At 63.2% G+C, this 21039-nt stretch carries 20 protein-coding genes and 1 pseudogene; 16 read left to right on the forward strand and 5 right to left on the reverse strand.

The genetic code is table 11. From position 1 onward, the window contains the following. Positions 1–4: 4 nt before the first annotated feature. On the forward strand, positions 5–469 hold the full coding sequence (locus tag M3484_RS13635; protein WP_092899690.1) for a PTS sugar transporter subunit IIA: 465 nt from the start codon (positions 5–7) through the stop codon (positions 467–469). A gap of 1036 nt (positions 470–1505) precedes the next feature. Here M3484_RS13635 and M3484_RS13640 read toward each other — a convergent pair. Further along, a complete protein-coding gene (locus M3484_RS13640) occupies positions 1506–1691 on the reverse strand; it encodes a hypothetical protein (RefSeq protein WP_249497301.1) in 186 nt (61 codons plus the stop codon). Positions 1692–2360: 669 nt separating this feature from the next. On the opposite strand from M3484_RS13640, the gene M3484_RS13645 reads away from it, so the two are divergent. The 11 genes and pseudogenes from M3484_RS13645 (at position 2361) to M3484_RS13690 (ending at position 13185) form a co-directional block, all read left to right on the forward strand. After that, on the forward strand, positions 2361–5264 hold the full coding sequence (locus M3484_RS13645; RefSeq protein ID WP_092899696.1) for a monovalent cation/H+ antiporter subunit A: 2904 nt from the start codon (positions 2361–2363) through the stop codon (positions 5262–5264). Continuing rightward, positions 5264–5623 carry a Na+/H+ antiporter subunit C gene (locus M3484_RS13650; protein WP_092899698.1) on the forward strand — a complete coding sequence of 120 codons (360 nt, stop codon included), beginning with the start codon at positions 5264–5266 and terminating at the stop codon, positions 5621–5623. Before M3484_RS13645 ends, M3484_RS13650 begins: the two co-directional genes overlap by 1 nt. Continuing rightward, complete coding sequence (locus M3484_RS13655; protein ID WP_092899700.1) at positions 5620–7248, forward strand: monovalent cation/H+ antiporter subunit D; 1629 nt, start codon at positions 5620–5622, stop codon at positions 7246–7248. The genes M3484_RS13650 and M3484_RS13655 overlap by 4 nt, the downstream gene beginning before the upstream one ends. Further along, the gene (locus tag M3484_RS13660) at positions 7245–7736 is read left to right on the forward strand and encodes a Na+/H+ antiporter subunit E (protein WP_092899702.1); all 492 of its coding nucleotides are present in this window, start codon (positions 7245–7247) and stop codon (positions 7734–7736) included. Before M3484_RS13655 ends, M3484_RS13660 begins: the two co-directional genes overlap by 4 nt. After that, on the forward strand, positions 7733–8014 hold the full coding sequence (locus tag M3484_RS13665) for a K+/H+ antiporter subunit F (RefSeq protein ID WP_092899704.1): 282 nt from the start codon (positions 7733–7735) through the stop codon (positions 8012–8014). Before M3484_RS13660 ends, M3484_RS13665 begins: the two co-directional genes overlap by 4 nt. After that, positions 8011–8442, forward strand: a complete 432-nt coding sequence (gene mnhG, locus M3484_RS13670) for a monovalent cation/H(+) antiporter subunit G (RefSeq protein WP_092899706.1) — start codon at positions 8011–8013, stop codon at positions 8440–8442. The genes M3484_RS13665 and mnhG overlap by 4 nt, the downstream gene beginning before the upstream one ends. A 736-nt stretch (positions 8443–9178) precedes the next feature. After that, positions 9179–10297: an extracellular solute-binding protein gene (locus M3484_RS13675; RefSeq protein ID WP_092899708.1), complete on the forward strand. Its 1119-nt coding sequence runs from the start codon at positions 9179–9181 to the stop codon at positions 10295–10297. 79 nt (positions 10298–10376) lie between these two features. Continuing rightward, positions 10377–10884 (forward strand): annotated as a pseudogene (locus tag M3484_RS24010) (ABC transporter ATP-binding protein); the annotation flags it as partial. A 113-nt stretch (positions 10885–10997) separates the two neighbouring features. After that, a complete protein-coding gene (locus M3484_RS24015) occupies positions 10998–11459 on the forward strand; it encodes a TOBE domain-containing protein (RefSeq protein WP_502942466.1) in 462 nt (153 codons plus the stop codon). Then, positions 11456–12337, forward strand: a complete 882-nt coding sequence (locus M3484_RS13685) for an ABC transporter permease (RefSeq protein ID WP_092899712.1) — start codon at positions 11456–11458, stop codon at positions 12335–12337. The genes M3484_RS24015 and M3484_RS13685 overlap by 4 nt, the downstream gene beginning before the upstream one ends. Continuing rightward, positions 12334–13185 carry an ABC transporter permease gene (locus M3484_RS13690; RefSeq protein WP_249497303.1) on the forward strand — a complete coding sequence of 284 codons (852 nt, stop codon included), beginning with the start codon at positions 12334–12336 and terminating at the stop codon, positions 13183–13185. Before M3484_RS13685 ends, M3484_RS13690 begins: the two co-directional genes overlap by 4 nt. Before the next feature lie 485 nt (positions 13186–13670). Here M3484_RS13690 and coaBC read toward each other — a convergent pair whose 3' ends face one another. Then, the gene (gene coaBC, locus M3484_RS13695; protein WP_249497304.1) at positions 13671–14864 is read right to left on the reverse strand and encodes a bifunctional phosphopantothenoylcysteine decarboxylase/phosphopantothenate--cysteine ligase CoaBC; all 1194 of its coding nucleotides are present in this window, start codon (positions 14862–14864) and stop codon (positions 13671–13673) included. Between the two features lie 99 nt (positions 14865–14963). Between coaBC and cobU the strand changes: the two genes are divergently transcribed. From cobU to M3484_RS13715, 4 genes are all read left to right on the forward strand, one after another. Further along, positions 14964–15503 (forward strand): bifunctional adenosylcobinamide kinase/adenosylcobinamide-phosphate guanylyltransferase, encoded by a 540-nt coding sequence (cobU, locus tag M3484_RS13700; RefSeq protein ID WP_249497305.1) that lies wholly within the window; start codon positions 14964–14966, stop codon positions 15501–15503. Further along, complete coding sequence (locus M3484_RS13705; protein WP_092899716.1) at positions 15500–16060, forward strand: histidine phosphatase family protein; 561 nt, start codon at positions 15500–15502, stop codon at positions 16058–16060. The genes cobU and M3484_RS13705 overlap by 4 nt, the downstream gene beginning before the upstream one ends. A 72-nt stretch (positions 16061–16132) precedes the next feature. Beyond that, the gene (locus M3484_RS13710; RefSeq protein ID WP_249497306.1) at positions 16133–17014 is read left to right on the forward strand and encodes a glutathione S-transferase; all 882 of its coding nucleotides are present in this window, start codon (positions 16133–16135) and stop codon (positions 17012–17014) included. A 92-nt stretch (positions 17015–17106) separates the two neighbouring features. Next, positions 17107–18615 (forward strand): YifB family Mg chelatase-like AAA ATPase, encoded by a 1509-nt coding sequence (locus tag M3484_RS13715; protein WP_249497307.1) that lies wholly within the window; start codon positions 17107–17109, stop codon positions 18613–18615. Positions 18616–18617: 2 nt separating this feature from the next. On the opposite strand, the gene gshB is transcribed toward M3484_RS13715, so the two are convergent. The 3 genes from gshB to rsmI all read right to left on the reverse strand — a co-directional run bounded on the left by gshB (position 18618) and on the right by rsmI (position 20970). Continuing rightward, a complete protein-coding gene (gshB, locus tag M3484_RS13720) occupies positions 18618–19562 on the reverse strand; it encodes a glutathione synthase (protein WP_249497308.1) in 945 nt (314 codons plus the stop codon). Positions 19563–19646: 84 nt separating this feature from the next. Further along, positions 19647–20063, reverse strand: coding sequence for a YraN family protein (locus tag M3484_RS13725; RefSeq protein ID WP_249497309.1), 417 nt, complete (start codon positions 20061–20063; stop codon positions 19647–19649). Positions 20064–20076: 13 nt separating this feature from the next. Further along, entirely contained in the window at positions 20077–20970 is an 894-nt protein-coding gene (rsmI, locus tag M3484_RS13730; RefSeq protein ID WP_249497310.1) for a 16S rRNA (cytidine(1402)-2'-O)-methyltransferase, read from the reverse strand. Between the last annotated feature and the right edge of the window lie 69 nt (positions 20971–21039).

Raw genomic sequence — 21039 nt, forward strand, 5'->3', positions numbered from 1 at the left:
TCTCATGGAACTTTCCAGTCTTCTCGTCCCCTCTGCCGTCCGCGTGGTCGGCCAGTTCACTTCGAAGAAACGCCTCTTCCAGGAGTTGGGGGATATCGCGCAATCGGCCTGGGGCATCCCGGCCGATCCCGCAGTAGACGGGTTGCAGGAACGTGAGACGCTGGGTCCGACCGGCGTGGGGCATGGCATCGCCCTGCCCCATGCCCGGATCGAAGAACTCGACCGTATCGCTGGTATTTTCATCCGGCTGGAAAAGCCGCTGGATTATGATTCAGTCGACCGCCAGCCGGTCGATCTGATCTTCTGTCTGCTGGCGCCAAAGGATTCCGGCGTCGACCACCTGAAAGCACTGGCCCTGGTCAGCCGCACCATGCGCGACCAGGGCGTGGTCTCGAAACTGCGCTCCAATACCGATCCCGCAAAACTGCATGCGATCCTCGTAGAGGCCCGCAGCACTCAGGAAGCGTAATTTCGCGCAACCGGCCGGGCGGCAGCCGGGGGCTCCCCCCGGACCCCAGAGTATTTTCTTCATGAGGAAGCAGGCCATCTTCCTCATGACCTTCTGTCTCAGGCACCTGCTGAGCTGAGGCTTCCCTCTTCGGGGAAAGGGGCGGCGGGGTCCGCGACGTCTGCTCCTTGTGGCCTGACCAAGCTTCTTAGCCTGTTTGCACTACTCCTCTTCATCCTCCCGGACTGGCGATTGCGAGCACTCAAGACCGCGCACCAGAAGGAAGTGAGGCTGCACAATCTGTCACATGGCAGCGGTATCGGCACAGCTGTCAGCCGCGATTGGCCTCGCGTTCATTGCCTCCCGTAAGGATATCTCTGCAAAACTCCAAATGCCCCGGCAGATCATGCTGAGGTGGCAGCTCAGGATGGTTCCTGAAACAGAAGCTGTTGTCGCCCGCCAGCTGACCCCGACTCAGGTGAGGGCTTTTGCGCAAAGCCGCGGCACAGGTGCCGGGCCCGACCGGAACGATGCCGGAGTTACTGCCCGCTTCTTCGCCACCCGCGCGAAGCAAACCGCAGTCTTTCTGCGGAAAAGATACGCTTTCTCAGCGCTTTGACGACCAGGAGCGTGCAAACAGCTTCTGATCCAAATCCGTGCACGTCAGAAGCCCGGCACCTGCGATATTCCAGGATGTACATGCCGGGTTGAAGCACCGGATCGACAGGCCGATCAAAGAAGCGGAAGACTGCATCACCCTGGCCAGTGCGCGGGGGGAACACCTGTCAGAAACTACCGGTCTTCTCTGCTCTGTCCCAGGGAGAGGCCCTGGTCGCGGCGCGTCACGGCCCGAGCCCGAAATCCTTCGCAGATCGCCAGAGCAAGGCCGGAAAACCGCTCAAGGTCATCCCCCTTGCCCTGGACCCAGAATGACAGCTCCAGTGAAAAAGCCGCGCAGAGACCCGCCACGAAGATGATCCCCCAGCCAGCCTCAGCGGGCGCGCAATGACGCGGACGGTAGCGCGGGCGGTTGCGCCGTGATCTCCGCTGATCATCTTTACCGCGATGCCTGCGCAGCGGCATCCCGCCATGGACTGTTCCGCCCCACCGCACAGCGCCAGCCGCGTCGCGGCAGGTCGGCGCGCGCCGCCTCCGACGCCATGCGGGTCTTCAGCGCGAGTGTCAGCAGCGTGCTATCGGCGCCCATCAGCCGCCACAGCCCCAACTCGTTGCGGGTCAGCATGCCGTTCTTTCACCGCAGAATGCCGGGCCCCCGGTGGCGCTGCGGCAGGGGCGGTTGCGGTGGATTTCCCGCTGCGGACTGATTCTTTCGTCAGGATCACCTCGTCCAGGGTCAGATGGACGGGCAGAGGCGCGCCCGCGTCATCACATCACCGAATTGCGGGCGGAAACGGGCGATCCTGCCCTGGCGCCGCCCTTCGGGAAGCACGCTCCGCCCGGGACGGCGCAGCCGGTGGTGCGTATAGCAACCAAGACGCGAATGTGATGCCGGCCTTTTATCCTGATCAGACCCCGAGCCGCCCGGGCACGCGGAGAGGGTGTCGCCCAAAGGAGGCGGCCTTTGTGATCACAACTGGGTACAATCCCCGGTCCGCAGAGGCTCTTTGATCATCACAATCTCGCGCTGACGCTGCGAAACCATGGAAAAGCCGACATTTTCCTGCCGGTTTCGTCTGTTATGGGGTTGTAATCCAGGGCCAGTATCTTCCATTTTGGAAACAACTTCCCCCCCGGTTTTCCCCGGAAACCTTTCGCGCCTTGTCTGTCATGACAAGCGAACCGCCGCAGCCGATCCCTCCGGGGCATGGATAGCGGTGTGTCAGAGCGTGGTTTCAGGCGCGCGCGGGGCCTTGGATATGACACGCTACAAAACAGGAGTGACGGCCACAGAATGATCGAGCAGAACCTGATCCTCATTCTCGTGTTGCTGCCGTTTCTGGCAGCGATTGCCGCAGCCACGCTTCCGGTGAATTCGCATGGCGCGGCCGCCTGGGTCTCGGGCCTCTCGCTTGCCGGCGGCCTTGTGATCCTGATCACGCTTTACCCGCAGGTCTCGGAAGATGAGGTGGTGCGCAGCCTGGTGCGCTGGTTGCCAATCCTGTCGATCAACCTGAATTTCCGGATGGATGGTTTCGCCTGGATGTTCACCTTCATCGTGCTGTCGATCGGCATTCTGGTGGTGATCTATGCGCGGTTCTATCTGGCAAAAACCGATCCGGTGCCACGGTTTTACAGCTTTCTGATGGCGTTCACTGGCGCGATGATCGGGATGCTCCTTTCCGGCAATATCCTGATGCTGGTCGTGTTCTGGGAACTGACCTCGATCATGTCCTTCCTCCTGATCGGCTACTGGCATCAGAGTCAGTCGGCCCGCGACGGTGCCCGCATGGCGCTGATCGTGACGGCGGGGGGCGGCGTCGCGCTGACGGTTGCGATGCTGGTTCTGGGCCAGATCGTCGGCGGCTATGATCTTGATCTGGTGCTGCGCTCGGGCGCGATCATCACGGCGCATCCCCTTTATCCGGTGGTGCTGGTGCTGTTCCTGATCGGCGCATTCACCAAATCGGCGCAGTTCCCGTTCCATTTCTGGCTGCCCGGTGCCATGGCCGCGCCGACGCCGGTTTCGGCCTATCTGCATTCCGCGACCATGGTGAAGATGGGGGTCTTCCTGCTGATCCGCTTCCAGCCCTCGCTCGGCGGCACCGATCTGTGGTTCTGGCTGGTGTGTGGTATCGGGATGCTGACCTTCACGCTGGGCGCCGTAATCGCGCTGTTCCGACATGACCTGAAAGGGTTGCTGGCCTATTCCACCATTTCGCATCTTGGCCTGATCACCGCGCTTGCGGGCATGGGGACCGAGGGCGCGATCATCGCCGCCATCTTCCACATCTGCAATCATGCCGCCTTCAAGGCATCTTTGTTCATGACCGCCGGGATCATCGACCACGAGACCGGGACCCGCGATCTGCGCAAGCTTTCGGGCCTGCGAAAGGCGCTGCCGGTGACCTGCGTGCTGGCGGTGATCGCCTCGGCCGCAATGGCCGGTGTGCCGCTTCTGAACGGGTTTCTCTCGAAAGAGATGTTCCTGACCGAGACCATGGCCTCGCATGGCGGAAGCTGGCTGGACAATGCTTTGCCCTGGATCGCGGCCTTCGCCTCGATCTTCTCGGTCGCCTATTCGCTGCGCCTCGTGATGGAGGTGTTCTTTGGCCCCGAGGCAAAGAACCTGCCCAATGAGCATGTGCATGAGCCGAAACACTGGATGCGCTTCCCGGTCGAGCTGCTGGTCGCGGTCTGTGTGGTGGTGGGTCTCCTGCCATGGCTCGCCGATCCGATCCTGAATGTCGCGGGCCGCGCGGTTCTGGGACCGGATATGCATGACGCGCATGTTGCGATCTGGCACGGGTTCAACACGCCGCTGATGATCAGCATTTTCGCGCTCGCCGCAGGCGCGGCGCTTTGGGTCACGGCACGGGGCCGGATCAATGCCGGACCCGAGGGTCCGCCGGTGTTGTACCGGATCCGGGCACAGAAGATTTACGAATGGCTGCTGCTCAGGCTCACCTGGGTCTGGCCACGCGCGCTGCACCGGCTCTTTGGCACCGAGCGGCTGCAGACGCAGCTCAGGCTTCTGGTGGTGCTGGGGATCTGTGCCGCTGCGGTGGCGGTCTGGGGCAACCTCGCCCCGGCGCAAAAACGGATCGGCAATGACCTGAACCCGGCCTTCGCGATCATGTGGCTGGTTGGTGGCGCCTGCGCCATTGGTGCGGCCTGGCAGGCGAAGTACCACCGCTTCGCGGCGCTGGTGCTGCTGGGCGGCGCCGGACTGATCACCTGTGTCACCTTCGCCTGGTTCTCGGCGCCGGATCTGGCCGTGACCCAGCTGGTGGTCGAGATCGTGACGACGGTTCTTCTCCTCCTCGGGCTGCGCTGGCTGCCGAAACGGCGCGAAGAGATCGCGGGTGATGACCTTCTGATATCAAAGGCGCGGCGCGGGCGCGATCTCATCATCGCGGCCATTGGCGGCGGCGGGCTTGCCGCCCTGGCCTGGGTTGTGATGACCCGGCCGCTGGTCCCGAATATCGGCGACTGGTTCCTCAGGAATGCCTATTACGAAGGCGGCGGCACCAATACGGTCAATGTAATCCTCGTCGATTTCCGCGCCTTTGACACTTACGGCGAAATCACGGTTCTGGCGATTGTGGGCCTGACGGTCTATGCGCTGCTGCGCCGCTTCCGTCCCGGATCCGAAAGCATCGGCGCGCCCGAGCAGCAACAGGGCTATGCCGCCGACCGGCTTGAGAATTTCATGCTGATCCCTTCGGTGATCATGCGCTGGATGTTCCCGGTCACCCTGGTGATCGCGGCCTATCTGTTCTTCCGCGGCCATGACCTGCCCGGCGGGGGCTTCTCGGCCGGTGTTACGGTCGCGATTGGCCTTCTCCTGCAATATATCGCGTCGAATGTGCGCTGGATCGAGGCACGGATCATCATCCTGCCGATCCGCTGGATGGGATTTGGCCTGCTGATCGCCACCGCAACCGGTATCGGGGCCTGGCTTTTCGGCTATCCGTTCCTGACCGCCCATGCGCGCTATCTTGATGTGCCGCTGATCGGCAAGGTGCCGATGGCGACCGCGATGGCCTTTGACCTTGGCGTCTTCCTTGCGGTGGTTGGTGCGACCGTGCTGATGCTGATCGCAATTGCTCACCAGAGCCTGCGCGCCGCGCGTCTGCGCGAGCTGGAAGAGGAAAAGGCCGAAGAGAAAGCCGCGAAACAGAAGGGAGCCGCCTGATGGAAATCGTGCTTTCCGCCGCCATCGGGGTGTTCGCCGCATCGGGCATCTGGCTTTTGTTGCGCCCGCGCACCTTTCAGGTGATCATCGGCCTGTGCCTTTTGTCTTACGCGGTCAATATCTTCATCTTCTCGATGGGGCGCCTGACCATAGGCAAGCCCGCGATCATGCCGAAAGGCGGCTGGATCAATGCCGCCGAATATGCCGACCCGCTGCCCCAGGCGCTGGTGCTGACCGCCATCGTCATCAGCTTTGCCACCACAGCGCTGTTTCTGGTGGTGATGATCGCCTCGAAAGGGCTGACCGGCACCGACCATGTCGATGGCCGCGAACCCGACCGCAGCGGTGAGACCAAATGATGCTTGCGACTGAACACCTGATCATTGCCCCGATCCTGATCCCGCTGATCGCGGGTGCCCTGATGCTGCTTTACGATGAGAGCCAGCGGAAGGCGAAGCTGGGGATCTCGATCGGTTCGACCATCGCGCTTTTGTTTGTCGCGATTGAACTGCTGAACCGCTCCAAAGGCTCGCCTTTGTCTGGCGGCAATGAGATCAGCTTTTACCTGCTGGGCGACTGGGCGGTGCCCTTTGGCATCATCCTGGTGCTGGACCGGCTGTCGGCTTTAATGCTGCTTCTGGTCGCGCTGCTGGCGATCCCGACAATGATCTATGCCGGCGCCAACTGGCACAAGCAGGGCCAGCATTTCAATTCGATGTTCCAGTTCCTTCTGATGGGGCTGAACGGCGCGTTTCTGACCGGCGACATCTTTAACCTCTTCGTGTTTTTCGAGGTTCTGTTGGCGGCATCCTACGGGCTGTTGCTGCATGGATCGGGCCAGGTGAAGGTGCGCGCCGGCATCCATTACATCGCGATGAACCTGGCGGGGTCTTTGTTCTTCCTGATCGGTGTTGCGCTGATCTATGGCGTCACCGGCACGCTTTCGATGGCGCATCTGTCGCAGATGGTGGTCAATATCCCGGCGAGCGAGCGGCCCCTGTTCCATGCAGGGGCGGCGATCATGGGGGTCGCGTTTCTGGTGAAGGCCGGCCTCTGGCCTTTGTCCTTCTGGCTGCCGATCACCTATATGGCCTCGGCTGCGCCGGTCGCAGCGATGTTTTCCGTGATGACCAAGGTGGGCGTCTATGTGATCCTGCGCCTTTCCATGCTGTTTTTCGGGCTCGGCGCAGGGGCCTCGGCCGGTTTTGGCGCCGAAGTGCTGATCTGGGGTGGCATGGCCACGATGGTCTTCGGGATGCTGGGCGTCCTGAGCAGTCAGAGCCTTGGCCGCATGGCCGCACATCTGGTGCTGATCTCTTCGGGGACCGTGCTGGCAGTGATCGGCCTCGCGCTTTCGGGGGGCGGCAGTTCGATGCTGTCGGGCGCGCTTTACTATATGGTGTCTTCGACGCTGGCGACCGCGACGCTGTTCCTGCTGCTGGAACCGATGAGCCGCGAAGAAGGCGGTATCGCCGCCATGCTGGCCCTGACCGCTGACGCTTACGGGCTGGAAAAAGACGAGGATGAGGATGAAGAGGTCGGTCTGGCGATTCCCGGCACCATGACCATTCTCGGGCTGAGCTTTGGCGTCTGCCTGCTGGTGCTGGCGGGGCTGCCGCCTTTGTCGGGCTTTATCGGCAAAGTGGCGATCCTGTCGGGGATGCTCGGGGTCGGAGGCGTGCCCGCCTATCTGACCTGGACTTTCCTCGCGGTATTGATGATCTCGGGCTTTGCCACCATCCTTGGCCTCGTGCGGATCGGGATCCAGACCTTCTGGGCCTCGGATTCGAAACCACCCAAGGTGCTGGCGATGGAATTCGCGCCGGTGATCCTGCTGGTCGCGATGATGCTCGCCATCACGGTGCGCGGTGATTCCGTGCTGCGCTATACCGATGCCACTTCGCGCGCACTGCATGATCCGCTGGTCTATTCCGACGGGGTATTTTCGACCAGGCGAACCGTGGGCGCGGAGGACCAGGAATGACCAGGCTCTTCCCGCATCCCCTTCTGACCCTGGCGCTGATGCTTTTGTGGCTTTTGCTGACCAGCTTCTCGCTGGGCAATCTGGTTCTGGGCTTTGGCGTGGCCGCACTGGCCTCGCGCGCCTTTGCGGCCATCGAGCCGGATCGGGTGAAATTGCGCGCGCCCATGGCCCTGCTGAGGCTCTTCTTCATCGTCGGGCTCGACATCATGCGGTCGAATTACGCGGTGGCCCGGCTGATCCTTTCGGGTGGCCGGCATGGCAAACGCCATTCCGGCTTTATCGAAATCCCGCTGCAGCTGCGCGACCCGGCGCCGCTGGCACTTTTGGCGATGATCATCACTGCCACGCCGGGGACCGCCTGGGTGGAATATGACGAAGAGACCAGCACGCTTTTGCTGCATGTCTTCGATATGATCGAAACCGATGACTGGGTGGAACTGATCGGCACCCGCTATGAGTCCCTGCTGCTGGAGGCCTTTCCCGCATGAGCGCCCTCATCATGTCCCTGGCCCTGGGCTATGCCCAGATCGCCCTCGCACTGGCCGCCTGTCTTGGCGGCTACCGGCTGCTTTACGGGCCGCGCGCCCAGGACCGGGTGCTGGGGCTTGATACGTTTTACGTCACCGCGATGCTTTTGTTTGTCGTGACCGGGATCCGGGTCGGATCGCCCTTTTTCTTTGAGGCGGCGATGGTGATCGGCGTGCTGGGCTTTGTCGCCACGGTCTCGCTTGCGAAATTCCTGATCCGGGGCGAGGTGATCGAATGACCTATCTCGAAACGCTTCCAGCCTGGATCGCACTGCCGGTGGCTTTCTTCCTGGTGCTTGGCTCTACGCTGACGCTTTTGGGCACCATCGGCCTTGCGCGGTTGCACAGCTTTTACGACCGGCTGCATGCCCCGACGCTCGGCACCTCCTGGGGGGCGGCGGGCATCCTGCTCGCCTCGATGATACTGGTCAGCTGGACCGAAGGCCGCGCGGTTCTGCACGAGCTGGTGATCGGAATTTTCCTGATGATCACCACGCCGGTCACGCTGATGTTCCTTGGCCGTGCCGCCCTGCACCGCGACCGGATCGAGGGCACTCCCGGCATCCCCGGGGCCGTCGCGAGATCGGATGTGCCGATCGGGCCAGTGTCGCCGCCCGAGGGAGAAGCCGCCTTTGCCGATCCTGCCGATGCGCCGGGTGAAGACTGAGAGCAAGATCCGAGGCGGCGTCTCACATCTGCCGGAAATGACAAAGGGCAGCCCCCGAACGGCTGCCCTTCTGCATTGTGGTCTGCAACTTTCAGAATCGTCAGGAATCCCAGGACTGTCTGGCTCGGGCTTAGTGGCGCGGGGGCGACTGGCTGCCTGCTGCGAAGCTTGCGGGATGGTTGGCTGCCTGGCTGGCCGGACCACCAGAGGCGGTCTTTCGCGTGCAGGGAGGCGAGGAGTCCTGTCTGTCCGACTGGCGGGATGATCATGGGGGCTGGCCTGGGTGGCTGTAAGCTGCCGGGCGTGCTGCCGTCATCCTGCTGGCGGGAATTTTGTCGAGAGCTGGCTGACCCTGGCGCTTTGGCTAACGGCTGGCTTGCTGTCGTTGAGAATCATTCTAAACCGGAAAATCGCATCCGTCAAGAAAAAAGCGAATGGATTCAAATAGTTGACTATTTTACTTGGGTGGTTGGCAAAAAGCGAAACACTCGGAAATCTGCCGAATCGGGTCTGCACTGTGGCCCTGCCCCGATACAGGCACCCATCCTAAGAACCTGGGCCTGACAGCTAGGCAGACCAACAAGCACCGGTTAAGGTGATTCAGACAAAACCTGTTACACATCCGTTACATCGTGGTTATGTCCCCGATACATACCGGCTCTAGGCAGGCGGCGTCAGACATTCAATCCGGCCCCGGCCAATCCCGGCCAGGGCAGGTAAAGCGGAGATCATAACAGTGACCCTCATCAACCGCCGTTCATTTGTCCGGGGCGCCGCTGTCGCCTCGCTCGCCGCCCCCCTCGTGTCGCGTGGCGCATTGGCGCAGGGCTCGTCGGGCTCGGTCAATGTCTTTGCCTGGGCCGGCTATATTTCCGACGACCTGCTGGCCGCCTTTGAAAAGGCCACCGGCATCAAAGCGACCTATACGCCCTATGGCACCAATGACGAACTTCTGAACCAGATGCGCGCCTCGAATGGCACCGGCTATGACATCATCTGGCCGGCGGTCGACCGCGTGCCGAACTATGTCGAATTCGGCCTCCTGAAAGAGATCGACGATTCGAAAGTCGAATGGGACAAGTGCCTTCCTTCGGCTGCGAAATCCTCGGAAGTGCTGGGCGCCGTGGTTGACGGCAAGCGCTACCAGGTTCCGACCGACTGGGGCACCGAAGCGCTGGCCTTCGACAAGAACGACAACCCGCTGGAATATGGCACCGCATCCTACGGCGATATCTGGAAGCCGGAATCGGCTGGCAAGGCCACCGTGCGCGGCCATTCCGGCCTTGTCGGCCTGGCGCTGTGGATGGAATCGGAAGGCAAACTGCCGCATCCCTTCCTCGACAGCTTCAAAGACGAAGCCATCATGAAGGCCAATTACGACGTCGTGCTGGCCGAAGCGATTGCCCGCAAGGGAAATATCATCCAGTTCTGGTCGAATGAGAACGAGGCCCAGGGCGCGTTCCGCACCAATGGCGCCAAGATCGGCCAGACCTGGGACAGCTCGGCGGCAACTCTTGCGAAGGAAGGCCTGCCGGTTGGCTTCATCGCCCCGAAAGAAGGTGCCCTTGCCTGGATGGAAGGGATCTCGATCCCGACCGGCGCGCAGAATGTCGATCAGGCCTATGCCTTCCTGAACTTCATGCTGACGCCCGAGGCCGGCGCGCTTTATGCCAATCACACCTCGATCAACTCGACCGCCGTCGGCGCCGAGGCCCATCTGTCGGAAGCCTCGCGCACCTTCTTCACCGGCGCCTATCCGGGCGATGCGCTGGAGAAGCTGTGGTGGTGGCCGGTGCAGGAAAACTGGTTTGTTGCCCTGCGCAACGAATACCAGGACAAGTTCCTTTCGGCCTGATCTGTCGACCTCAAGACCCGCTGCGGCGCGCATCATCGCGCCGCAGCCTTTCCATTAAGCAACTGGTGAGAGAACCCGCATGTCGCATTCGGTCGAACTGATCGACGTTGAACAGGCTTTTGGCGATGTGAAGGCGGTTCACCACTTCTCTGCCCATATTGCGGGGGGCGAATTCTTTTCGATCCTGGGCCCTTCGGGATGCGGCAAGACGACACTGTTGCGCCTGATCGCGGGCTTTACCGAGCCAACCGCGGGCCGCGTGCTGATCGGCGACAAGGATATGGCCGGCATTCCGGCGGACCGGCGCCCGACCGCGATGATTTTCCAGTCGCTCGCTTTGTTCCCGTTGATGCCGGTCTGGGAAAACATCGCCTTCGGGCTCGAGGCGCGCGGCGTTCCAAAAGCGCAGCGCCGCAAGCGCGCCGAAGAACTGCTCGAACTGATCGCGCTCCCGGGTTATGGGACGCGCATGGTGCATGAGCTTTCCGGCGGTCAGCGCCAGCGGGTCGCCATCGCCCGCGCGCTGGCGGTAGAGCCGCAGGTCCTGCTGCTGGACGAGCCGCTTTCCGCGCTGGATCTGAAACTTCGCCAGCATATGCGGGCGGAACTGCGCGCCTTGCAGAAACGCACCGGCGTCACCTTCATCTACATCACCCATGACCAGTCCGAAGCGCTGGCCATGTCTGACCGTGTGGCGGTCATGAATGCGGGCGTGTTGCAACAGATTGCAACCCCGCAAGAGCTTTACGCCAATCCCGCGACCCCCTTCACCGCGCGGTTTGTGGGCGAAACCAATGGTATCATCGGCACGGTGCGCGGGCTTGAGGGTGGCCTTGCCACCCTTACCACCGCCGAAGGCCGTTTCACCGGCCGCGCCGGCGCGGGTCTGGAAGATGGCGAGAAGGCCAGCATCTTCATCCGTCCCGAAGCCATGGCGGTGAGCCGCATCGCGCTGCCGAACAGCCTGAGCGCGCGCGCCGTTTCGCTGGAATATGAAGGGGCAAGCGCCATGCTGCGCGCCGTCTCGGAACATGGTCAGGAATTGCTGGCCACCGTCCCGAACCGCCAGCTTGGCGAGGCACCGCAAGCGGGCGAACAGGTCTGGCTGAGCTTCCGGCCCGACGAAGCGCTGATCCTTTCGGAAAAGGCGGGCGCCGCATGAATGAGATGATCAAACGGTTCGGGCCGGGCCTGGGCGGGTTTTTCATCGCCCTGGTCGCGCTCTGGATCATCGGGATGGTGCTGGCGCCCAATCTGATGATGCTGAATTTCTCGCTGAAACCGATGCTGTTCCCCAATGACATCGGCGGGCCGAAGGATGTTTATACGGTCGACAATTACACCGCGCTGTTTGGCGACAAGGTCCATCGCGCGATCTTTCTGAAAACCGTCTGGGGCTCGGGCCTCGTCATGATTGCGACGCTGGCGATCACCTATCCGCTGGCCTTCTGGATGGCGAAGGTCGCGACCATCCGCGGCGCACGCGCCATGCTGATCGCGCTGATCATTCCCTTCTGGATCAATGAGGTGCTCCGGACGCTGGCCTGGTTCATCATCCTTTCCTTCAACGGGCCGCTGAACGCTTTCCTGCTGTCGATCGGGTTGATCGACGCGCCGGTGCGCTGGCAGGGCGATTTCGGCGTGCTGGCCGGGATGGTTTACGCCTATATCCTCTTCATGCTCTTCCCGATCTACAACTCGATCTCGACGCTGGAGACGGCACAGCTTGAGGCCGCCAAAAACCTCGGCGCCTCGACCTGGCGGATCCACTGGCGTATCGTGATCCCGCATGCCAAAGCCGGGATCGCGACCGGCTGCGTCTTTACCTTCATGCTGGCGGCCGGGTCCTATGTGGCACCTGCGCTGCTCGGATCGCCCGGCTCGCGCTGGTTCACCGAGATCATCTATAACTGGTTCTTTGAAGGCGGAAACTGGAACCGCGGCGCGGCCTATGCGCTGGTGCTGCTGGTCCTGTGTATGGCGGTGGTGATGGTCACGCTGAAGATCTTCCGCGTCAATCTGGCGGATGTTGCGAAATGACCATGGCAAGCCCCTCCCCCGCCCGCCCCGTCACGGCCCTTGACCGGCTGTCGCGCGCTTTGCCGAAACTGCTGTTCATCGCCTATCTGACGCTGTTTCTGGCCTATCTCTTCCTGCCGCTGATCATCATGTCGGCGGCAACCTTCAACACCTCGAAATTCCCGACGGTCACGCCCTGGCTTGGCACCACGCTGGGCTGGTTCCAGGAGTTGTGGAACGACAGGGCCATGTGGAAGGCGCTCTGGCTCTCCCTCGGGATCGGCCTTGCCGTGGTTGCTTTCGCTTTGCCGGTCGGCACAGCAGCCGCCTTGTTCCTCACGAGCCTCGACGCGCGCGCAAGGGGGATTTTCTACGCGATCATGGTATCGCCCCTGCTGACGCCCGGCGTCGCCATCGGGATCGCCACACTGATCCTGTGGCGCCAGGCCGGGATTGGCGGCGGCACCTTCCTGATCGTGCTGGCCCAGGCGACATTCATCACCGCCTATGTCATGCTGATGGTGGTGGCGCGGCTGCAGCGGTTCGACCGCACCCAGGAAGAGGCCGCGCTTGGCCTCGGCGCGTCGAAATGGATGATCTTCCGCCGGGTTCTGCTGCCGTTCCTGAAGCCGGCACTGATTGCGGCGGCGTTCATCGCCTTCCTGCAATCCTTCGAGAACTACAATACCACGCTGTTTGTCCGTGGCACCGACACGCCGCTGACCGTCTATATCGCGACCAAGGTCCGCACCGGGCTGACGCCAGCCGTCAACGCCCTTGCCCTGATCCTGATCGCGCTGACGATCGTCACAGCCCTGGTGATGGAGTTGAACCGCCGCCGGAAAGAGGGCGGGCGCAAGGAGGTCTAGCATCTGTCTTTTTCAGGCTGCTGCAGAGGTCCGGCTCTGGTGGCTCTGAGAGAGCGCATTTGCGAAGGATTTCAGGCTCGCCCCCTGACGCGCCGCGACCAGGGCCAATTCGTGGGACAGGGCGGAGAAAACCGGCGGTCTCCGACAGGCGTTCACCCCGCGCCCTGGCCGGGGTGATACGGGCTTCTGATGCGCAAGGATTTGGGCCAGAAGCCGTTTGCGCGCTCCTCGGCGTCAAGGTTCAGAGATGCGTTGAAGGGCAAGGGCATAAGAGCCAGCTGCCCGGGCAGGAAAACCCCGCAAGAACACAGTCCGATACCACAGGCGCCACAACAAACGCCGAAACCGCATCGGGGTCATAATCGCAAGGTCAAGGACCGGAGGCGCCTCTCCCCAGGCACGACACATGCCCATCATCTTCCATTGAGCTATCCGTCTCGCCGCCCCCCTCGTCTTCGGGCTGTCAGGGTCAGTGAGTCCGGAGCCTATGTCAGTGAGGCGGCAATGCGCTCTGCAAGCTGCCGCGCGACCTGCTCTTTGAGCATCCGGGGCCAGGTCTCGGCGCCCTGATCCGTGATCAGCACTACGGCGTTTTCCGTCCCGCCCATGATCCCGGTGGCGGGCGAGACATCATTCGCGACGATCCAGTCGCAGCCTTTCCTGAGCCGTTTCGCCGTCGCGTGTTGCACCACATCGGTGGTCTCGGCCGCGAAACCGACCACCAGGCGCGGGCGCGGGCTGCCCTTGGACACGCCCGCCAGAATATCTTCATTCTCGGCAAATTGCAGCGCGGGCAGGTTCCCGGTACCATCCTTCTTGATCTTCTGCGCGCCCTGATTGTCCACGCGCCAATCGGCCACCGCCGCCGCCATCACCGCCGCATCCGCCGGAAGCGCAGCCTTCACCGCGCGCGCCATCTCTGCCGCCGTCTCGACCGCGACCACATCCACCCCCTGCGGCGGCGGCACGCTTGCCGGGCCGGTGACAAAGGTCACCCTCGCCCCCAGATCCCGCAGCGCGCCCGCGATCGCCGTGCCCTGTGCGCCGGAAGAACGGTTCGCAATATAGCGCACCGGGTCAATCGGCTCATGCGTCGGGCCGGAGGTCACCAGCACATGTTTGCCACGCAAGGGCTTTGGCCCGAAAGCGGCCTCAATCGCCGCAAGGATCTGCGCGGGTTCTGCCAGTCGCCCGGCGCCGAACTCGCCACAGGCCATCTCGCCCTGATCCGGGCCAACCACCAACACACCATCCTCTTGCAACGTCGCGAGATTGCGCTGCGTCGCCGGGTGGTGCCACATCCGCACATTCATCGCCGGCGCGATCATGACCCGTTTGTCGGTCGCCAGAAGCAGGGTCGAGGCCAGGTCATCCGCCCGGCCGGTCGCCATCTTCGCCATAAGATCAGCGGTCGCGGGCACGACGACCAGCAGATCCGCCGCCCGCGACAGCTGGATATGGCCCATCTCGGCCTCATCCATCAGATCGAACAGCTCCTGGTAATGCCGTTCCCCCGCCAGCGCCGACAGCGACAGAGGGGTTACGAATTCCGCCCCGGCTTTTGTCAGGACCGGGGTCACCGACGCACCCGCCTTGCGCAGCAGCCGCACCAGCTCCAGCGCCTTATAGGCCGCGATGCCGCCACCCACGATCAGAAGAATGCGTTTACCGGCAAGCATTACTGGCCCTCCATTGCGAAAGGGAACTTAGGTTGCATGCGGCGGGAACTCAATCGTCACGCCGCTGGCACATCGCCGCGCCCGCGCTATAGTCGCGCCATGACCCTGCTCCCTCCCTTCACCCTGATCACCGGCGGCGCCCGTTCCGGAAAATCCGCCTGTGCCGAACGCCTTGCCTTCGGGTCGGGGCTGAAGCGGCGCTATATCGCCACCGCCCAGGCCTTTGACACCGAGATGGCCGAGCGTATCCGCCAGCACCGCGAAGACCGTGGTCCGGATTGGGAGACCTTCGAGACCCCGTTCGACGCCGCCCCTGCCGTCGCCGCCGCGCCCGGGGGCAGTGTGACGCTGTTTGACTGCGCCACGCTCTGGCTGACCAATCATCTGCTGGCGGAAAATGACATTGGCAATGAGACCGAGGTGCTCCTGATCGCACTGGCCGCCGCACGCGGTCCGGTGATCATGGTCACGAATGAGGTCGGTCAGGGCATTGTTCCCGGCGACGCGCTGTCCAGGCGGTTTCGCGACGAACAGGGGCGGCTGAACCAGCGCCTGGCGCAGCAGGCCGGGCTGGTCGTCGCGGTGATGTGCGGCCTGCCGCTGGCTCTGAAAGGCACGCTCCCGGAGATGGCGCCATGAGCCGCTTCTGGCTGGTGCGCCACGGCCCGACCCATGCGAAAGCGATGGTGGGCTGGACCGATATTCCCGCCGATCTGTCGGATCATGCGCAGATCGCGCGGCTGAACGCTTATCTGCCGGATGTCCCGGTGGTGTCCTCGGATCTGTCGCGCGCGATCTGCACCGCCGACTGTCTCGCGCCCCGCTTGCGCCTGGCCCATGATCCGGGCCTGCGCGAGATCAATTTCGGCGCCTGGGAGATGAAAACCTATGCCGAGGCCGAAGTCTCCGACCCTATCCTGATCCGCGCCTTCTGGGACCAGGCTGGTACCCCACGCGCGCCGGGCGGAGAAAGCTGGGACGACCTGACCGCCCGGATCGGAACCGCGCTGAACCGCTTGGCCGAACAGGCCGATGAGCTGATCATCGTCGCCCATTTCGGCGCGATCCTTGCAGCGGTGCAGCTGGCAGCCGGTCTCACCACGGCTGAGGTACTGTCGCATAAAATCGACAACCTCTCGGTGACCTCGATCGGTTTCCGCCCGGGCCAGCTGCATCGCATCAATCACATTCCGTGATGGATCCGCACACAAAACAGCATTTCCCTTCCCGGTGCCGCCACCCCAGGCTGCGCGCCAAAGGAGACAGGGATGACTTACGATCTGGTGATCGGCGACCGCGCCTATTCCAGCTGGTCACTGCGTGGCTGGCTGCTGTTTGATGCATTTCGAATTCCGGTGCGGGTGCACACGGCCCGGCTCTATTCAGACGAATTGCCGCGCCTGCTTGCCAGTTATGCACCCTCGCGCACCGCGCCGACCGCACGGATGCCCGAAGGCACAGTGGTCTCGGAAAGCCTCGCCATCGCCGAGGAGCTGGCCAGCCGCCACCCTGAGGCCGGTCACTGGCCGACAGATCCCGCGCACCGCGCCACGGCGCGGATGCTGGCCTCCGAAATGCATGCCGGTTTCGAAGCGCTGCGCAATTATTGCCCGATGAACCTGAGGGTGTCTTATCAGGATTCGCAGCCACCCGAGGCAGTTCTGAAAGACCTCGCCCGCCTTGACGTGATCTGGGATCACGCGCGCCGGGTTTGCGGCGGGCGCGGACCCTGGCTTTGCGGCGACTATTCGGCAGCAGATGTGTTTTTCGCGCCGGTTGCGGCCCGGATCGCAGGCTACAACCTGCCGGTCGGTGCGGCGGCCAGCGCTTATGTGAACGCGCATCTCGCGCATCCCTCATTCCGGCGCTGGCGCGCAATGGGGCTGGTGGATGGCCCCGATCAGACGGTTTACCGCCGCGACTGGCCGCGCCGCGACTGGCCCGGCCCGGTTCCGCTGCCCGCGAAGGCCGTCACGGGAACCGAAGCCGAGAACGTGGCCTGCCCCTATTCCGGCAAGCCAGTGACGCATGTTCTGGAACTGGCCGGGCGCCGGCTCGGGTTTTGCAATGCGTTTTGTCGCGACAAGACCGCGGCCGATCCAGAAGCCTGGCCCGCATTCGTACCGCTGCTCCGGGGTGTTGCGGCGTGACAGGTCCGCGCCGTTTCGGAACGTGATGTCGTTAACCCTTCGCTAACCAGTCTTCGCGCAAGCTGACCCTCTTCGGGCAAGGGGAAGCGCGCATGATCGCCAGCGCCTATAGCGTGGCTTTTGAAGGGGTTGAGGCGCGGCTGGTCGAGGTGCAATGCGCGGTCCAGGGCGGGGCTGCGGCCTTCACGCTTGTCGGTATGGCCGACAAGGCGGTGAGCGAATCCCGTGAAAGGGTGCGCAGCGCGCTGCAATCTTTGTCCATCGCGCTGCCGAACCGGCGCATCACCATCAACCTCGCGCCGGCGGATCTGCCGAAAGAGGGCAGCCATTTCGACCTGCCGATTGCGCTGGCACTGCTGGCGGCGATCGACATCCTGCCCCGCGATGAGGTCGCGAGGGTCCTCGCCCTGGGAGAGCTGTCGCTGGATGGCCGCCTGCTGCCGGTCGCCGGCGCCCTGCCTGCGGCGCTCGCCGCTGCCGAAGAGGAATGCGCCCTGCTCTGCCCCAGTGCCTCCGGTGCGGAAGCGGCCTGGGTTGGCGCGACCGAGGTCATCGCCGCTGTGTCACTGGCCGAGGTGGTACGACATTTCACCGGTCAGGCGGTGCTGACGCCACCGCGCCCGGGAGAGATCCGGCCTTGCACCGCCGCGCCTGACCTGCGTGAGGTCAAAGGCCAGGAACGCGCCAAGCGCGCGCTTGAAATTGCGGCCGCCGGGCGCCACCACCTCATGATGACCGGCACGCCAGGATCGGGGAAAAGCATGCTCGCCGCGCGCCTCCCCGGGCTTTTGCCCGGGATGAGCCCGGCCGAGGCACTGGAAACCTCGATGATTCATTCCCTCGCGGGGCTGCTGACCGGCGGTGGGATTTCGCGCAGCCGCCCGTTTCGCACGCCGCATCACACCGCATCGATGGCGGCAATGTCAGGCGGCGGGCGTGGCGCGAAACCAGGCGAGATCAGTCTTGCGCATAATGGTGTCCTGTTTCTTGATGAATTGCCTGAATTTTCGCGCCAGGTGCTGGAAGTGCTCCGCCAACCGATCGAGACCGGCGAAGTGACTGTCGCGCGCGCAAATGCGCATATCCGCTATCCCAGCCGTTTCCAGCTGGTTGCTGCCGCCAATCCCTGCCGCTGTGGCTATCTGACCGACCCTTCCCGCGCCTGCGCCCGGGTGCCGGTCTGCGGTGCGGAATACCTGGGGCGGATCTCTGGCCCGCTGATGGACCGGATAGACCTGCGAATCGAAATGCCGCCGGTCGCTTTCACGGATCTTGACCTGCCGGCGAATGGCGAAAGCTCGGCCGTGGTCGCAGCCCGGGTGCAGGCCGCGCGCGATGTTCAGGCGGAACGGCTCGGGGCAGAGGGGCAGACCAATGCCGATCTCTCCGGCGAATCACTGGAGAGATTCGCCAGCCCCGATGCCGGGGGCCGTGCGCTGATCGGTGTGCTGGCCGACCGCATGGGATTGTCCGCGCGTGGCTATCACCGGCTGTTGCGGGTCGCCCGGTCAATCGCGGATCTCGAGGGCAGTGACGCGCTGCGCCGCAACCATATAGCCGAAGCCGCCTCTTACCGGCTTTCGCCCGGCGCCCTTGGATAGGGTCAGCCGGCGCGCTTCGCTTCGATCACCTGCCAGATTTTCTCGGCGGCATTGGTGCCGTCAAACCGCTCCAGCTCCTGGATGCCGGTGGGCGAGGTCACGTTGATCTCGGTCAGCCAGTCTCCGATCACGTCAATACCGACGAAGATCTGGCCATGTTCGCGCAGCGTTGGGCCGATGCGGCGGCAGATCTCCAGATCGCGGTCGCTGAGCCCGATCTTCTCGGGTCGCCCGCCCACATGCATATTAGAACGCGTCTCTCCCGCCTGCGGCACCCGGTTGATCGCACCGACAGGTTCACCATCAACCAGAATAACCCGCTTGTCGCCCCTGGCCACGGCGGGAAGGAACTTCTGGACGATCATCGGTTCACGCGACATCGAGGTGAACAGCTCGTAAAGCGACGAAAGGTTGCGGTCATTCTCATCCAGCCGGAAAACGCCGGCGCCGCCATTGCCGTAAAGCGGTTTGAGAATGATGTCGCCATGTCGGGCTTTGAAGGCGCGAATCGTTTCAAGATCGCGGGCGATGGCCGTTGGAGGGGTGAGGTCGGGGAACCGCAGCACGAGCAGCTTTTCCGGGAAGTTCCGGACCCAGAACGGGTCATTGACCACCAGCGTTTTCGGCTGGATCAGGTCGAGCAGATGGGTTGTGGTGATATAGCCCATGTCGAAAGGCGGGTCCTGGCGCAGCCAGACAACATCGAAATCTGCAAGATCGACCTCGGTTTCTGCGCCGAAACTGACGTGATTGCCCTGTTCACGGCGCAGTTCGATCCATTGGCCACGTGCGAGGACCCGCCCCTCGACAAAAGCCAGCCGGTCGGGAGTATAGAAAAACAGCCTGTGCCCACGGATCTGGGCCTCCAGCGCGATGCGGAAAGTGGAATCGGCGTCGATATTGACCGACCCGATCGGGTCCATCTGAAAGGCGACCTTGAGTGCCATAACATGCTCCGGCTGTTCTGCCCCTTTGATGCCGCAAGGACGCAGCCGATGCAAACCCGTCTGTGCCCTTTGCCGCGCTTTGGATCAGAGAAAAAAGGCGGCCTCGGCGATGTCGACGCGCCCCAAGCCATCAACCAATGCCAGATCGAATCGCATATCCACGATTGTCATAGGATCGCGGGCGCTCAGATGGATTTCCCGGAGATATTCCTCGGCGCAGGCACCAAGCCGGATCTGCTGCGCGCGCCCGAAATACCCGGCTGCGATATCATGATTGCGCGCGCTTTTGACTTCGACAATCGCGAGATCATCGCCTTTGCCGGCAATAATGTCGACCTCGCCAGCCGCCCCGCGCCAGCGCCTTGCGAGGATCTTATAGCCCTGCGCCTGATATTTGCGGGCAACCGCCTCTTCGGCCGCGAGGCCGGTCAGATGGCTGCGCAACCCGCGTCTCGCCCTGGCGGACGCGACAGGATCATTCTGAACGAAATCAAGGGGCATGGCAGGTCCTGCGTCATTGCGGTTTCTGACTGCGCGCAAGGGCCATCTGATAGACCTCACGGCGCGGCACATTCAGAGTTTGCGCGACAAATGCTGCTGCTTCCTTAACGCGCATCGTTGCAAGGGCATGATCCAGAGCGACAGCGATGGTTTCCGGCCCGGCCTGTTCGGGCGGGCCGCGATCAACAACCAGCACGATCTCGCCCTTCGGATCCTGGTCTCCAAGCTGTGCCAGCACTTCGGCCAGCGATCCACGCAGGATTTCTTCGTGCCTTTTGGTCAGTTCGCGGCATACGGCGACCGGCCGGTCCGGCCCGCAGATCGCGATCAGTTCCGCAAGTGTCTTGCGGATTCGGCGGGGCGATTCGTACAGCACCAGGGTCGCGTCACCCCGCGTGGCCCCGGTGAGAAACCGCTGCCTTTCCCCTGCGGCGGCCGGCGGAAAGCCCGCAAAAAGGAAACGGTCGGTCGGCAAACCTGCCACCGCCAGAGCGGCCAGCAGCGCCGAGGCTCCGGGGGCGGCCAGCACCTTTGCGCCCGCCTCCACTGCCGCCCGCGCAAGGCCAAAGCCCGGATCAGAAATCAGCGGTGTCCCCGCTTCCGAGGCATAGGCCACCGATTTCCCCTCGGCGAGCAGACCGGTGATCCGCGACGCGATGCCTTTCTCGTTATGGTCATGCACCGCGATCAGCGGCCGCCCCTCCAGCGCGATGCCGTGAATCTCCATCAGATGCCGGAGCGTCCTGGTGTCCTCGGCTGCCAGCACATCGGCCCCGGCCAGGATATCCAGTGCCCGCAGCGTGATGTCGCGCGCCGCCCCGATCGGCGTGGCGACCATATGCAGACCAGGCTCAACCCGACCGGCGGAGGCCCGCCAGCGGGGAGAATTTTCCGAACTTCCCACCATCTCATCCCTCTGCGCGCGTTTACTTCGATCCCGGAAACAACTAACCTTCGCGCTGTCGTCGCGCCCTTG

The sequence above is a fragment of the Pseudomonas sp. GX19020 genome, assembly GCF_023371075.1.
Taxonomy (GTDB): domain Bacteria; phylum Pseudomonadota; class Alphaproteobacteria; order Rhodobacterales; family Rhodobacteraceae; genus Pseudogemmobacter.

What these genes read in the sequence shown, in the direction of transcription:
- M3484_RS13635 (WP_092899690.1), top strand. Translation starts at nt 5, where the DNA reads ATGGAACTTTCCAGTCTTCTCGTCCCCTCTGCCGTCCGCGTGGTCGGC.
- M3484_RS13640 (WP_249497301.1), bottom strand. Translation starts at nt 1,691, where the DNA reads ATGCTGACCCGCAACGAGTTGGGGCTGTGGCGGCTGATGGGCGCCGAT.
- M3484_RS13645 (WP_092899696.1), top strand. Translation starts at nt 2,361, where the DNA reads ATGATCGAGCAGAACCTGATCCTCATTCTCGTGTTGCTGCCGTTTCTG.
- M3484_RS13650 (WP_092899698.1), top strand. Translation starts at nt 5,264, where the DNA reads ATGGAAATCGTGCTTTCCGCCGCCATCGGGGTGTTCGCCGCATCGGGC.
- M3484_RS13655 (WP_092899700.1), top strand. Translation starts at nt 5,620, where the DNA reads ATGATGCTTGCGACTGAACACCTGATCATTGCCCCGATCCTGATCCCG.
- M3484_RS13660 (WP_092899702.1), top strand. Translation starts at nt 7,245, where the DNA reads ATGACCAGGCTCTTCCCGCATCCCCTTCTGACCCTGGCGCTGATGCTT.
- M3484_RS13665 (WP_092899704.1), top strand. Translation starts at nt 7,733, where the DNA reads ATGAGCGCCCTCATCATGTCCCTGGCCCTGGGCTATGCCCAGATCGCC.
- mnhG (WP_092899706.1), top strand. Translation starts at nt 8,011, where the DNA reads ATGACCTATCTCGAAACGCTTCCAGCCTGGATCGCACTGCCGGTGGCT.
- M3484_RS24015 (WP_502942466.1), top strand. Translation starts at nt 10,998, where the DNA reads ATGAATGCGGGCGTGTTGCAACAGATTGCAACCCCGCAAGAGCTTTAC.
- M3484_RS13685 (WP_092899712.1), top strand. Translation starts at nt 11,456, where the DNA reads ATGAATGAGATGATCAAACGGTTCGGGCCGGGCCTGGGCGGGTTTTTC.
- M3484_RS13690 (WP_249497303.1), top strand. Translation starts at nt 12,334, where the DNA reads ATGACCATGGCAAGCCCCTCCCCCGCCCGCCCCGTCACGGCCCTTGAC.
- coaBC (WP_249497304.1), bottom strand. Translation starts at nt 14,864, where the DNA reads ATGCTTGCCGGTAAACGCATTCTTCTGATCGTGGGTGGCGGCATCGCG.
- cobU (WP_249497305.1), top strand. Translation starts at nt 14,964, where the DNA reads ATGACCCTGCTCCCTCCCTTCACCCTGATCACCGGCGGCGCCCGTTCC.
- M3484_RS13705 (WP_092899716.1), top strand. Translation starts at nt 15,500, where the DNA reads ATGAGCCGCTTCTGGCTGGTGCGCCACGGCCCGACCCATGCGAAAGCG.
- M3484_RS13710 (WP_249497306.1), top strand. Translation starts at nt 16,133, where the DNA reads ATGACTTACGATCTGGTGATCGGCGACCGCGCCTATTCCAGCTGGTCA.
- M3484_RS13715 (WP_249497307.1), top strand. Translation starts at nt 17,107, where the DNA reads ATGATCGCCAGCGCCTATAGCGTGGCTTTTGAAGGGGTTGAGGCGCGG.
- gshB (WP_249497308.1), bottom strand. Translation starts at nt 19,562, where the DNA reads ATGGCACTCAAGGTCGCCTTTCAGATGGACCCGATCGGGTCGGTCAAT.
- M3484_RS13725 (WP_249497309.1), bottom strand. Translation starts at nt 20,063, where the DNA reads ATGCCCCTTGATTTCGTTCAGAATGATCCTGTCGCGTCCGCCAGGGCG.
- rsmI (WP_249497310.1), bottom strand. Translation starts at nt 20,970, where the DNA reads ATGGTGGGAAGTTCGGAAAATTCTCCCCGCTGGCGGGCCTCCGCCGGT.